At 72.4% G+C, this 13080-nt stretch carries 11 protein-coding genes; all 11 read right to left on the bottom strand.

The genetic code is table 11. The features are described from left to right. Positions 1 to 209 precede the first annotated feature (209 nt). The 11 genes from nusB to ACY1JF_RS05065 all read right to left on the bottom strand — a co-directional run bounded on the left by nusB (position 210) and on the right by ACY1JF_RS05065 (position 13073). Entirely contained in the window at positions 210 to 638 is a 429-nt protein-coding gene (gene nusB / locus ACY1JF_RS05115; protein WP_215167937.1) for a transcription antitermination factor NusB, read from the bottom strand. A 2-nt stretch (positions 639 to 640) separates the two neighbouring features. Next, entirely contained in the window at positions 641 to 1207 is a 567-nt protein-coding gene (gene efp / locus ACY1JF_RS05110) for an elongation factor P (RefSeq protein WP_383509690.1), read from the bottom strand. A 65-nt stretch (positions 1208 to 1272) separates the two neighbouring features. Further along, a complete protein-coding gene (locus ACY1JF_RS05105; RefSeq protein ID WP_462703739.1) occupies positions 1273 to 2379 on the bottom strand; it encodes an aminopeptidase P family protein in 1107 nt (368 codons plus the stop codon). A 392-nt stretch (positions 2380 to 2771) separates the two neighbouring features. Continuing rightward, on the bottom strand, positions 2772 to 3668 hold the full coding sequence (locus tag ACY1JF_RS05100) for a Pro-rich N-terminal domain-containing protein (RefSeq protein ID WP_462703738.1): 897 nt from the start codon (positions 3666 to 3668) through the stop codon (positions 2772 to 2774). Between the two features lie 245 nt (positions 3669 to 3913). After that, complete coding sequence (gene aroB, locus ACY1JF_RS05095) at positions 3914 to 5560, bottom strand: 3-dehydroquinate synthase (RefSeq protein WP_462703737.1); 1647 nt, start codon at positions 5558 to 5560, stop codon at positions 3914 to 3916. Then, on the bottom strand, positions 5557 to 6741 hold the full coding sequence (aroC, locus tag ACY1JF_RS05090; RefSeq protein ID WP_462703736.1) for a chorismate synthase: 1185 nt from the start codon (positions 6739 to 6741) through the stop codon (positions 5557 to 5559). The genes aroB and aroC overlap by 4 nt, the downstream gene beginning before the upstream one ends. Before the next feature lie 142 nt (positions 6742 to 6883). Beyond that, on the bottom strand, positions 6884 to 7723 hold the full coding sequence (locus ACY1JF_RS05085) for a shikimate dehydrogenase (protein WP_462703735.1): 840 nt from the start codon (positions 7721 to 7723) through the stop codon (positions 6884 to 6886). After that, positions 7704 to 9455 (bottom strand): endolytic transglycosylase MltG, encoded by a 1752-nt coding sequence (gene mltG, locus ACY1JF_RS05080; RefSeq protein WP_462703734.1) that lies wholly within the window; start codon positions 9453 to 9455, stop codon positions 7704 to 7706. The genes ACY1JF_RS05085 and mltG overlap by 20 nt, the downstream gene beginning before the upstream one ends. A gap of 122 nt (positions 9456 to 9577) precedes the next feature. Next, positions 9578 to 10042 (bottom strand): Holliday junction resolvase RuvX, encoded by a 465-nt coding sequence (gene ruvX, locus ACY1JF_RS05075; protein ID WP_462703733.1) that lies wholly within the window; start codon positions 10040 to 10042, stop codon positions 9578 to 9580. Continuing rightward, positions 10042 to 12714, bottom strand: a complete 2673-nt coding sequence (gene alaS / locus ACY1JF_RS05070) for an alanine--tRNA ligase (protein ID WP_462703732.1) — start codon at positions 12712 to 12714, stop codon at positions 10042 to 10044. The genes ruvX and alaS overlap by 1 nt, the downstream gene beginning before the upstream one ends. Beyond that, the gene (locus ACY1JF_RS05065; protein ID WP_462703731.1) at positions 12714 to 13073 is read right to left on the bottom strand and encodes a hypothetical protein; all 360 of its coding nucleotides are present in this window, start codon (positions 13071 to 13073) and stop codon (positions 12714 to 12716) included. The genes alaS and ACY1JF_RS05065 overlap by 1 nt, the downstream gene beginning before the upstream one ends. Between the last annotated feature and the right edge of the window lie 7 nt (positions 13074 to 13080).

Genomic DNA, 13080 nt, shown 5'->3' with positions numbered 1-13080 from the left:
GACGGGCCCGCCCCCCCCCCGGGACACCCACCAACCCCGGCGCGGGGGGCCCCCGCCCGGGGGGGGGCCCCCCCCCCCCGACGGCATGTGCGGTGCTACTTGTCCACGCGGGTGAGGGCAGCTTCCCAGGGGCGCGGGGAACTGCGCGAGCGACCGCGTGCTGCCCGCACGTCACTCGAATGACGCAGCCCCACGGCGCCCCTTGCCGGTCAAGCTCGCCGCAGCGTCGGCTTCAGCTCCTTGAGCCGGCCGAGCAGGCCGTTCACGAACGACGGCGACTCGTCGGTCGAGAACTCCTTCGCCAGCTGCACCGCCTCGTCGAGCACGACGGCGTCCGGTGTCCCGTCGACCCAGATCAGCTCGTACGCGCCGAGGCGCAGGATGTTGCGGTCGACGACCGGCATGCGGTCGAGCGTCCAGCCCACCGCGTACTGGGCGATCAGCTCGTCGATACGCGTCGCGTGCTCCGCGTACCCCTCGACCAGCTCCATCGTGTACTCGCTCACCGGCGGCTGCCGGGTGTCGGACCGGGAGTGCCGTACCCAGTCCGCGAGGACGGTCAGGACGTCGGCGCCGCGCTGGTCGCCCTCGAAGAGGATCTGGAAGGCGCGCTTGCGGGCCGTGTTGCGGGCGGCCACGGTTAGCTGTTCACCCGGCCGAGGTAGTCGCTGCTGCGGGTGTCGACCTTGATCTTCTCACCGGTGGTGATGAAGAGCGGGACCTGGATCTGGTGGCCGGTCTCCAGCGTGGCGGGCTTGGTGCCGCCGGTGGAGCGGTCGCCCTGGACGCCGGGCTCGGTCTCCTGGACGGTCAGCTCGACGGCGGCGGGCAGCTCGACGAAGAGCACCTCGCCCTCGTGCTGGGCGACGGTGGCGGTGAAGCCCTCGATCAGGAAGTTGGCGGCGTCGCCGACGGCCTTGCGGTCGACGTGGAGCTGGTCATAGGTCTCCATGTCCATGAAGACGAAGTAGTCGCCGTCCATGTACGAGAACTGCATGTCGCGCTTGTCGACAGTGGCCGTCTCGACCTTGACACCGGCGTTGAAGGTCTTGTCGACGACCTTGCCGGAAAGCACGTTCTTGAGCTTGGTGCGCACGAAGGCCGGGCCCTTGCCGGGCTTGACGTGCTGGAACTCGACGACGGACCAGAGCTGGCCGCCTTCGAGCTTGAGCACCATGCCGTTCTTGAGGTCGTTCGTGGAAGCCACGGTTGCGGAATCTCCTGGACTGGACTGTGACGTGGACGACCCCGGGGCGAGCGCACAGCGCGAGGCTAGAGCGCGAGCAGCTCCTTGGTCGTGATGGTGAGTAGCTCGGGTCCGCCGTCCGCCTCGGGGCGTACGACGAGCGTGTCATCGATCCGGACACCGCCCCGGCCGGGGAGGTGGACCCCCGGTTCGACGGTGACCGGCACGCAAGCGTCCAGTTTACCCATGGCCGCCGGGGTCAATTGAGGGTCCTCGTCGATTTCGAGTCCGACGCCGTGGCCGGTGCGCACGGGGAGGTTCTCGGTGTACCCGGCGGAGTCCAGCACCTGGCGGGCGGCGCGGTCCACGTCACGGTGGGCGGCGCCGGGCACCAGGGCCTCCCGGCCGGCCCGTTGCGCGGCGAAGACGAGGTCGTACAGCTCGATCTGCCAGTCGGCGGGAGAGGTGCCGATGACGAACGTGCGGCCGATCTCGCAGCGGTAGCCGCGGTAGCCGGCGCCGAGGCAGACGGAGAGGAAGTCTCCCTCCTCCACCCGCCGGTCGGTGGGCCGGTGACCGGGGCGCCCGGAGTTCGGGCCGGTCCCCACCGAGGTCGGGAAGGCCGGGCCGTCGGCGCCGTGGTCGAGCAGGCGGCGCTCCAGCTCCAGGGCGAGGTGTCGCTCGGTACGGCCGACCAGGATCGATTCCAGCAGCTCGCCGAGGGCCTGGTCGGCGATCTCGGCGCCGATGCGCAGACAGGAGATCTCCTCCTCGTCCTTGACCACCCTCAGTTGTTCGACGGCCTGGCCCAGGTCGGCCAGGCGGAGCCGGGGAGCGACGGAGCCCATCGCGCGGTGCCGGGCCACGGTGAGGTGGTGTTCCTCCACGGCGAGGGAGTCGGCGCCCTGGGTCGCGGCGAGGCCGCCGGCGGCGACGGCGGGGTCGGCGCCGGGACCCGGCAGGACCCGCAGCCGCAGGCTCTCGTCGGGCCGCCCGTCGGCGGGACGGTCCTCCGGGGGCTCGCCGCACAGCAGCAGGTCCTCGGTGACCCCCAGCAGCAGGACGGCGCCGCGCGGGGCGGCACCGGCGAGATAGCGCACGTTGGCGGGCCGGGAGACCAGCGCCGCCGCGCTGCCGCCCGCGATGCAGCGTTCACGTAGGCGCGTCCGGCGGGCCGCGTACACCTCTGACATGAGCCGAGCCTAAGAGTTCCGCTCGGCGGACGCCGCTCAGGAGAGGCCGAGTGGGCGGTTTGCGCGCCGGCTGTCCGGAGAGAGGGGCGGGACGGGTGGGCGCTGTGCGGCGGCTGCCGGCCGGCGGGGGCCGAGTGCGCGGTTTTCCGCTTGCCCCGCGTGCGGGCGCGCTCCCGCGTCGCCGAGGCGACGCTCCCCTCGGCGATCGGCCCGTCGGGGGCCGGCCGCTCGCCGGTGGGGCCGGGCTCGCGGCCGGCCGCGCCCCCTGGGCCGGGACGGTTCCCCGCGCCGCCGGGGCCGCGGGCCCGGCGGCGGCCGACGTGGTGTGTGCCGGTCGGCGGGGGCCGGGCTCGCGGTCCCCCGGGGCCCCTTCCGTCAGGACGCGCCCCGTGTCACCAGCTCGGTGGGCTCGCCATCGAACGGGCCAGCACGTCGTCCAGGACGCGGGCGGTCTCGGGGACGTCGATCTGGGAGTTGTCGATGATCGGCAGGCCGGATCCGTACCAGCCGGCCATCCGGCCGTGGATGCGGGCGACCTCCTCGTCGGTGAGGCGGCGGTTGCCCGCCCGCTCGGCGTTGCGCTCCAGGACGACGTCCAGGCCGGGCAGCAGGACGACCGGGAGCAGGCCGGGTCCGACGTGCCGCTTCCAGCCGCCGAGGCCGACGACCGGGCGGTCGGGGAAGACGGCGTCGTCGAGGATGCAGGAGATGCCGTTGGCCAGGAAGTTGCGCGCGGCGAAGCCGCAGGTGCGGCGGGCCAGGCGGTACTGCGTCTCGGAGTGGTCGTTCCACCCGGACTGCGGGTCGGCGAAGCCGGAGCGGACCCACTCGCGCACGTCGTCGAGGCTGATGTGGGCGGTGGGCACCCGGCGGTGGTCCGCCCAGTACTTGGCGACGCTGGTCTTGCCGGCACCGGCCGGGCCGATCAGCAGCACGGCGAGGACGGTGGTCGCCGGGTCCGGGGCGGCGGCCGGGACGGGCGGCGCGCTGGGCGCGGACGCCGGCCGGCCGGGGGACGGCTGGACGTGCCCGGTGGTGTCCGGCGGGGGCGGGGCGGGCTGGGCGACGGGAGCGTGCTGGGGCGGCGGCGCGTGCGGTGGAACCGGCGGGGGCGGGACCGGCGGGGCCGCCGGGGGCGGTGGGGCCGCCGGGGGCGGCGGCACGGGGGCGGACGTCCGGTGCGCTCCGGGCGGAGGCTCCGGGTGATGTGCGGCCGGTGACCAGCCGGTGGCCGGTCCGTGCCCCGGCTGGTGGGGCGGCGGCAGCGGAGAACCCACTGCGTGCTGCATCCGGTGCCACTCCGTCTCGTTCTCGGGCTCGGTCCGCCGCCGGGACGCCGCGGCCGGTGCCGAAGGTCGGCACCGGCGCGGCCCCCTTCGGCTCACTCACCACGGGCGATGGGCGCTGACAGCGGGGCCGGCCCCGCCGCTGTCGCAGAACGGTACCGCCCCCGGCCGTCGTTTGGTGAACGGCCGGGGGCGGCCCCTGGTGCCCGGCGCGCGGAACGGATCGGGCGGCCGGCGCGCCGCGGTGCCTACTGCCCCACTTCACCGTAGGCGGCGAGGAGGACGGCGGGGTCGGGGCCCTCCAGGACGGTGGGCTTGGCCAGACCGTCCAGGACGATGAAGCGCAGCAGGTCGCCGCGGGACTTCTTGTCGATCTTCATGTTCTCCACCAGCTTGGGCCACTGGTCGTACCGGTAGTGCAGGGGCAGACCCACCGCTTCGAGGATGCTGCGGTGCCGGTCGGCGGTGGCGTCGTCCAGGCGGCCGGCGAGGCGGCCCAGTTCCGCGGCGAAGTGCATGCCGACCGCGACGGCGGCGCCGTGCCGCCACTTGTAGCGCTCGTTCTTCTCGATGGCGTGGCCGAGGGTGTGGCCGTAGTTCAGGATCTCCCGGCGGCCCGCCTCCTTCAGGTCGCAGGAGACGACCTCGGCCTTGACCCGGATGGCCCGCTCGATCAGCTCGGCGGTGTGCGGACCGGCCGGGGTGCGGGCGGCCTCGGGGTCGGACTCGATCAGGTCCAGGATCGCCGGGTCGGCGATGAAGCCGGCCTTGATGACCTCGGCGAGCCCGGAGACGTAGTCGTTGACCGGGAGCGAGTCCAGCGCGGCGAGGTCGCACAGGACACCGGCCGGCGGGTGGAAGGAACCGACGAGGTTCTTGCCCTCGGCGGTGTTGATGCCGGTCTTGCCGCCGACGGCCGCGTCGACCATGGCCAGCACCGTGGTCGGTACGGCGATCCAGCGCACGCCGCGCAGCCAGGTCGCGGCGACGAACCCGGCCACGTCCGTGGTGGCGCCGCCGCCCACCCCGACGACGACGTCGGTGCGGGTGAACCCGGACTGGCCGAGCGCCTTCCAGCAGTAGGCCGCGACCTCGGCGGTCTTGGCCTCCTCCGCGTTGGGCACCTGGATGGCGATCGCGTCGTACCCCTGGCCCGCGAGGTCGGCGCGCAGCGCGTCGCCCGTCTCGGCGAGCGCCTCGGGGTGGATGACGGCGACCCGCTTGGCCCTGGGCCCGACGAGTGCGGGCAGCTCGCCCAGGAGCTGCCGGCCCACCAGGACCTCGTACGCCTCGCTGCCCGCGGTGGCGCCGACCTGGATCCTTGTCACATGGTTCGCCACAACGTCCTCCGGCCGAGGGTCCGGGGCTTGTCCCCCGGGGGATACGGTCTTCAACTCCAGTGCGTCCAGGGCGGCTTCGGCGACCTCTTCGGGGGTGCGGCCGTCGGTCGGCACGGCGGCCGTGGCGACGGCCTCGTACAGGTGCCGTCTGGCCTCCATCAGCTCGCGCCACTGCTTGCGCGGGTTGACCGCGAGCAGCGGCCGGGCCGCGTTGAGGCCGGTGCGCTTGACCGCTTCCTCGACGTCCATCGAGAGGTAGACCACCCGGTGCCCGGCGAGCAGGGCGCGCGTCTCCTCGTCCAGGATCGCGCCGCCGCCCAGGGCGAGGACCCCGTCGTGCTCGGCGAGCGCCCGTCGCACGGCCGCCTTCTCGACGGCCCGGAAGGCGGCCTCGCCCTCGTCCACGAAGATCTCGGCGATGGCGCGGCCCTCGGCGGCGACGATGTCCTCGTCGGTGTCCCGGTAGCCCGTGCCGAGCCGCTCGGCGAGCAGCGCGCCCACGGTGGACTTGCCGACCCCCATCGGGCCGACCAGGACGATCAGCGGTGCGCTCATCGGATGGTCAGGGCGTCGAGGTAGGAGGTGACGTTGCGCCGGGTCTCGGGCACGCTGTCGCCGCCGAACTTCTCCGCGACCGCGTCCGCCAGCACCAGCGCGACCATGGCCTCGGCGACGATGCCGGCCGCCGGGACGGCGCAGACGTCGGAGCGCTGGTGGTGGGCGGCGGCGGCCTCGCCGGTGGCGACGTCCACGGTCTTCAGGGCGCGCGGCACGGTCGCGATCGGCTTCATCGCCGCCCGCACCCGCAGCAGCTCACCCGTGGTCAGCCCGCCCTCGGTGCCGCCGGAACGGCCCGAGGCGCGCTTGATGCCCTCAGGGGTGGTGAGGATCTCGTCGTGCGCCTTCGAGCCGGGCACCCGGGCCAGGTCGAAGCCGTCCCCGACCTCGACGCCCTTGATCGCCTGGATGCCCATGAGCGCGGCGGCCAGACGGGCGTCCAGCCGTCGGTCCCAGTGCACGTGCGAGCCGAGGCCGACCGGAACCCCGTACGCCAGCACCTCCACGACGCCACCGAGGGTGTCGCCGTCCTTGTGGGCCTGGTCGATCTCCTCGACCATCGCCCTGGAGGCGTCCGCGTCCAGGCAGCGCACCGGGTCGGCGTCCAGCTTCTCCACATCGGCCGGGGTCGGCAGCACACCGTAGGGCGCCTTGGCGGCGGCCAGCTCGACGACATGGCTGACGATCTCGATGCCGGCCGTCTCCTTCAGGTACGACCGCGCCACCGCGCCGAGCGCGACCCGGGCGGCGGTCTCCCGCGCGGAGGCGCGCTCCAGGACCGGCCGGGCCTCGTCGAAGCCGTACTTCTGCATGCCCGCGAGGTCGGCGTGGCCGGGCCTCGGCCGGGTCAGCGGGGCGTTGCGGGCGAGGCCGGCGAGGACCTCCGGGTCGACCGGGTCACCGGCCATGACCTGCTCCCACTTGGGCCACTCGGTGTTGCCCACCATGATCGCGACCGGGGAGCCCAGGGTCAGGCCGTGCCGGACACCGCCGAGGAAGGTGACCTCGTCCCGCTCGAATTTCATCCGAGCGCCGCGCCCGTAGCCGAGCCGCCGCCGCGCCAGGTGGTCCGCCACCATCTCCGTGGTGATCGGCACGCCGGCGGGAAGGCCCTCCAGCGTCGCGACGAGTGCGGGGCCGTGCGACTCCCCCGCGGTCAGCCAGCGCAACCTGCTCAACAGTGCTCCTCGGTGTTCGCGCCCTGTCCATCACGGCGCGACCGGGTGCGCGGCCCTGATCCGCCGGTCCCAATCCTCCCATGTCCCCCGATGTGACCTGGGCGGCGGTCCACCAACCGGACAGCGGACCGCCCGCGGACGCCTAACGGTCCGCCAGCGCCCGCTCGCCCGCGGTGCGCATGGCGGCCAGCGGGGCCGGGCCGCGCCCCGTCATCTGCTCCACCTGCAGCACCGCCTGGTGCACCAGCAGGTCGAGGCCGCTGACGACGGCCCCGCCGTGGGCCGACCAGCGGGCGGCCAGCGCGGTGGGCCAGGGCTCGTAGAGCACGTCGAAGAGGGTCGTGGGCATCTCCGGCACGGCGGCGGCCAGCGCGTCGGTGGTGCCGGCCGGGGTGGTGGCCACCACCAGCGGGGCACGCAGTGCCTGCTCGGCCCGCGACCAGTCCACGACGCGCACGTCGACGTCGAGCCGCTCGGCCCACTCGCGCATCTCGGCGGCCCGGGCCGCGCTGCGCACGTAGACGGCGACCTCACCCGTGCAGATCCGGGCCAGCGCGGCCAGCGCGGAGGAGGCGGTGGCGCCCGCGCCCAGGATCGCGGCGGACTCCACCTTCTCGACGCCGTGCTCGCGCAGGGCGGCGACCATGCCGGGGATGTCGGTGTTGTCACCGGTGCGGCGGCCGTCCTCGGTGAGGACGACGGTGTTCACCGCGTCCACGGAGGCCGCCGTGTCGCTGATCTCGTCGAGCAGCGGGATCACGGCCCGCTTCAGCGGCATGGTCAGCGACAGCCCGGCCCACTCGGGCCCCAGCTTCTCGACGAACCCCGGCAGGGCCGCCTCGTCCACCTCGAAACGCTCGTACGTCCACCCCTCCAGGCCCAGCGCGGCGTACGCGGCGCGGTGCAGCACCGGGGAGAGGGAGTGGGCGATCGGGGAGCCGAGGACGGCGGCCCGGCGGGCGTCAGTCGCCGGTGTTGGCATTGAACTCGTCCTTCAGTTTCTCGAACTCGGCGTTGGTCTTGGCGAACTCCGTGTTGCTCACGCCATCGGTGGCCACGAAGTAGATCCAGCCGTCGTCCGTGGGTTTGAGCGCGGCCTCCAGCGCCTCGGCACCCGGGTTGTCGATGGGGCCGGGCGGCAGGCCCTTGTGGTAGTAGGTGTTGTACGGGTCCGAGTTGCTGTTGATCTCGGACTCGCTGATGTGGATCTCACTCTGACCCATCAGGTAGTTGAAGGTCGAGTCGAACTGGAGCTTCTGGTTGGTCTCGTAGTTGTCGGGCTTGAGGCGGTTGTAGATGACCTCGGCCATCTTGCGGAAGTCCTCGTGGGTCTTGCCCTCGGCCTGCACCAGGCTGGCCACCGTCACGAGCTGCCAGGGCCCGTCGAGCCCCAGTTCCTTCGACTTCTTCTCGAAGCCGAGCTCCTCGTACTTGTCGGTGGCCCGCGCCACCATCTCCTTGAGCACCGCCTCGGGCTTCTGGCCCTTGGCCACGGAGTAGCTGGACGGGTAGAGGAAGCCCTCCAGCGGGTCCTTGACGTCGGCGTGGTTCATCGCCCAGTCGGGCAGGCCGAGGTCCTTCCACTCGGTCTCGGCGACCTTGGCGGTGGTGCCCTTGTCGACCTCGAGGCGTTCGTCGATGAGTTCGTAGACGGCGGCGCTGCGCTTGCCCTCGGCGATGATCAGCGTGTTGCGGCTCTCGGGGCTGAGCATCAGCTTCACGGCGCTCTCGGCGGACATCTCCTTCTGCATCGTGTAGACGCCGTCCTGGATGCCCTTGGCGTTCGGGTTGCTCTGCAGCGCCGCGATGAACGCGTCGACGCTCTTCACCACACCCTGGCGCTTCAGCACCTGGCCGATGACCGAGCCGCCCGCGCCCTTGGGGACCGTGACGGTCACCTGCGTGCCGTTGCCGTCCCCCGCGTAGTCGGGGGCCGCGCCGAAACGATCCTGGTAGAACTGGTAGCCGAAGTATCCGAATCCCGCCACGCCGCCGCCCAGCACCAGGCAGACCACGAGGCACGCACAACCGTTCCGCCGCTTCTTCGGCTTGCCCCCGCGGTTCCTGCGGTCACCGCGTCCGGGAGCGTCGTCCTCGGCCTCGTCGTCCCCGTCGCCGCCCGCGAAGAAGGCGTGTTCCCCCTGGTCGGGGCCCGGGTCCCAGTCGGTCTTCGCCGGCTCCGGCTCGCTGCGCCGCCGGCTCGGCGGCTCGGGGGGCGGATACGCCTCCGGGGTGCCGTAGTGGTCGGGCTGCTCCGTGCCGTAGGAGGCGGCGGCCTGCTGGGCGTACGGGTCGGCGGGGTCGGCCGGGTACACGGGCTGCTGCTGTCCGGCGGGCCAGCCCTCGGTGCCGTACTGCTGCTGGTCCTGTTGCTGCTGCGCCGGGTACTGCTGCTGGTCCTGTTGCTGCTGCGCCGGGTACTGCTGCCCTCCGTACTGCGGGTCGTACTGCTGCTGGCTGTACTGCCCGCCCTGCCCGCCGTCGTACTGCTGTCCGTCGTGCGGGTACTGCTGCTGGGCCTGGCCGTATCCGGCCTGGCCTCCGTTCTCGCCCCAGTCACCGTGCTGCTGATGCTGCGGGTGGTGCTGCGGCTGGCCGCCGTCGAAGGGCTGCTGTCCCGTGTGGGCCTGCTGCCCTCCCCACCCGCCGTCCCCGTACAACGGGTCCTCCGGGTGCCACGGTTCGGAGCCCTGGCCCCGGCCATACTCAGTCATGGATCCCCTAGAGCCGCGAGGCGGCGGTCACGCGGCTTCACGGACCGCTTGCCGTTCCGCCTCTCTCTGTGCGGAGGCTGTTCGAAGACCGCCGCATCGCGCGGAACGTTACCGTACAGCGATCAGATGACCACTTCGACGCCCTCGCCAGGAGGATTACCTGACACCCGTTCGGATTCAAGCGCCTGCTGAAGGATGATCACAGCGGCGGCCTGGTCGATGACCGAACGGCCCTTCCTGGAGTTCACCCCGGAGGCGCGCAGCCCCTGGCTCGCCGTCACGGTCGTCATCCGCTCGTCGACGAGCCGGACCGGGACGGGGGCGATGCCCCGGGCCAGCTCCTGGGCGAAACGGCGGACCTTGGCCGCCGCCGGGCCCTCGCCCCCCTTGAGGGAGCGGGGCAGGCCGGCGACGACCTCGATCGGCTCGTACTCCTCGACCAGCGCGCGCAGCCGCCGGTGGGCCGCCGGGAGGTCCCGGCCCGGGACCGTCTCGACGGGGGTGGCGAGGATCCCGTCGGGGTCGCACGAGGCGACCCCGATCCGGGCGTCCCCGACGTCGATGGCGAGCCGACGTCCTGTGCGCATTACTTCGCCGTCTCCGCGACCAGGCGCTCCACGGCGGCCACGGCGTCACCGATGGCGGCCGGGTTCTGGCCACCGCCCTGGGCGACGTCCGGCTTGCCGCCACCGCCGCCGCCGAGGGTCTTGGCGGCGGTGCGGACCAGGTCACCGGCCTTGAGACCGCGGTCGCGGGCGGCGTCGTTGGTGGCGATGACGGTGAGGGGCTTGCCGTTCACCGTCGTGAACAGGGCGACCACGGCGGCCCGGCCGCCCTGGATGCGGCCGCGCACGTCGAGGACCAGCTTGCGCAGGTCGTCGGCGGTGGTGCCGTCCGGGACCCGGCCGGTGACCAGGGCGACGCCCCGTACGTCCTGGGCGGACTCGGCGAGACCGGCGGCGGCCTGGAGGACCTTCTCGGCGCGGAACTTCTCGATCTCCTTCTCGGCGTCCTTCAGCTTGCCGAGCATGGCGGAGACCTTCTCCGGGAGCTCCTCCGGACGGCCCTTGATCAGCTCCTGGAGCTGGGCGACGACCGTGTGCTCACGGGCGAGGAAGTGGTAGGCGTCGACGCCCACCAGGGCCTCGATGCGGCGCACGCCGGAGCCGATGGACGACTCGCCCAGCAGCTTGACCAGGCCCAGCTGGGCGGTGTTGTGCACGTGGGTGCCGCCGCACAGCTCCTTGGAGAAGTCGCCGATGGTGACGACGCGCACCCGTTCGCCGTACTTCTCGCCGAACTCGGCGATGGCACCCTGCTTCTTGGCCTCGTCGATGCCCATGACGTCGGCACGCACGTCCAGGTCGCGGGCGAGCACCTCGTTGATCTTCTGCTCGACGTCGGTCATCACGGCCGTGGGAACGGCCGACGGGGAACCGAAGTCGAAGCGGAAGCGGCCGGGCTGGTTCTCGGAACCGGCCTGGGCGGCCGTCGGGCCCAGCGCGTCGCGCAGCGCCTGGTGGGTGAGGTGGGTGGCCGAGTGGGCGCGGGCGATGGCCTTGCGGCGCCGGTCGTCGATGGCGGCGTGCGCCTTGGCGCCCACGGTGATCTCACCGACCTGGACGACGCCCTTGTGGACGTAGACGCCCGGGACCGGCTTCTGGCAGTCGCGGACCTCGATGACGGCACCGGAGTCGGTCCTGATCCGGCCGGTGTCGCCGATCTGGCCGCCGCCCTCGGCGTAGAAGGGCGTGCGGTCCAGGACGATCTCGACCTCGTCGCCCTCGGTGGCGGCCGGCGAGGAGGCGCCGTCGACGAGGATGCCGACGACGGTGGACTCTCCCTCGGTGTCGGTGTAGCCGATGAAGTCGGTCTGCCCGGCGCGGTCGGCGATCTCCCGGTAGGCGCCGAGGTCGGCGTGGCCGGTCTTCTTGGCCTGGGCGTCGGCCTTGGCGCGCTCCCGCTGCTCCTTCATCAGGCGCCGGAAGCCGTCCTCGTCCACGGACAGGCCCTGCTCGGCGGCCATCTCCAGGGTGAGGTCGATCGGGAAGCCCCAGGTGTCGTGGAGCAGGAACGCCTTGTCGCCGGCCAGGACCGAGCCGCCGGCGGCCTTGGTGTCGGCGACGGCGGTGTCGAGGATGTTGGTGCCGGCCTTCAGCGTCTTGAGGAAGGCGTTCTCCTCGGCGACGGCGACCTTCTCGATCCGCTCCCGGTCGGTGATCAGCTCGGGGTACTGCTGCCCCATCATCTCGATCACCGTGTCGATCAGGTCCTTGACGACCGGACCGGTGGCGCCGAGCAGGCGCATGTTGCGGATGGCGCGGCGCATGATGCGGCGCAGCACGTAGCCGCGGCCCTCGTTGCCCGGCGTGACGCCGTCGCCGATGAGCATCACGGAGGTGCGCATGTGGTCGGTGACCACGCGCAGCGAGACGTCCGAGTCGTGGGCGTCGCCGTAGGAGACACCGGTCAGGTCGGTGGCCTTCTTGATGACGGCCATGGAGGTGTCGATCTCGTACATGTTCTGCACGCCCTGCAGAATCATGGCGAGCCGCTCCAGCCCGAGGCCGGTGTCGATGTTCTTGCTCGGCAGGTCCCCGAGGATCTCGAAGTCCTCCTTGGAGGTGCCCTCGCCCCGCTCGTACTGCATGAAGACGAGGTTCCAGATCTCCACGTACCGCTCGTCGTTGACGGCCGGGCCGCCCTCGGCGCCGAACTCGGGGCCGCGGTCGTAGTTGATCTCGGAGCAGGGGCCGCAGGGGCCGGGGACGCCCATGGACCAGTAGTTGTCCTTCTTGCCCAGGCGCTGGATGCGCTCGGACGGGACGCCGACGACGTCGTGCCAGATGCGCTCGGCCTCGTCGTCGTCCTGGTAGACGGTGATCCACAGGCGCTCGGGGTCCAGGCCGTAGCCACCCTTGTCCTGGGGGCTGGTGAGCAGCTCCCAGGCGTACTTGATGGCGCCTTCCTTGAAGTAGTCGCCGAAGGAGAAGTTGCCGCACATCTGGAAGAACGTGCCGTGCCGGGTGGTCTTGCCGACCTCTTCGATGTCCGGCGTGCGCACGCACTTCTGCACGCTGGTGGCGCGGTCGAAGGGCGGCTTGACCTCGCCGAGGAAGTACGGCTTGAAGGGCACCATGCCGGCCGGGACCAGCAGCAGAGTCGGGTCGTCCGCGATGAGCGACGCCGACGGGACGACGGTGTGCCCGCGCTCCTCGAAGAAGCTCAGCCAGCGGCGGCGGATCTCGGCCGACTCCATCAGTGGTCCTCATTCCGGTTGTACGAGTACGTCGTCCTGTCGATGTACTTCGAGGTGGTCGGGTCGTTGCGGTTCTCGATGGCGGCGTACCGCCGGGGCGCCGGGAGCTCCCGGGCGGCGGGGGCGCCGAGACCGAGCGCGTCGCCCAGTTCGGCCTCCCGCTGGGCCATGTTGTCGCGCACCTCGAGCGCGAAGCCCACGGCGCGGTCCTTGAGCCGGCCGCCGGCCTCGATCGCCTTGTTCGCCGCGCTCACGGCGAGATTCTCGGGGGTGAGCTGCTTGAGCTTCCGGTTGACCTTGGTGGTGGCCCACACTCCGGCGGCGACGCCGGTGGTGAACCAGAACGTACGGCGGAACATCGCTGGG

This window comes from Streptomyces sp. SYSU D01066-1 (assembly GCF_054956795.1).
The sequence above is the reverse complement of the archived record's forward strand: the minus strand, read 5'-3'. Positions and strand labels throughout refer to the sequence as shown.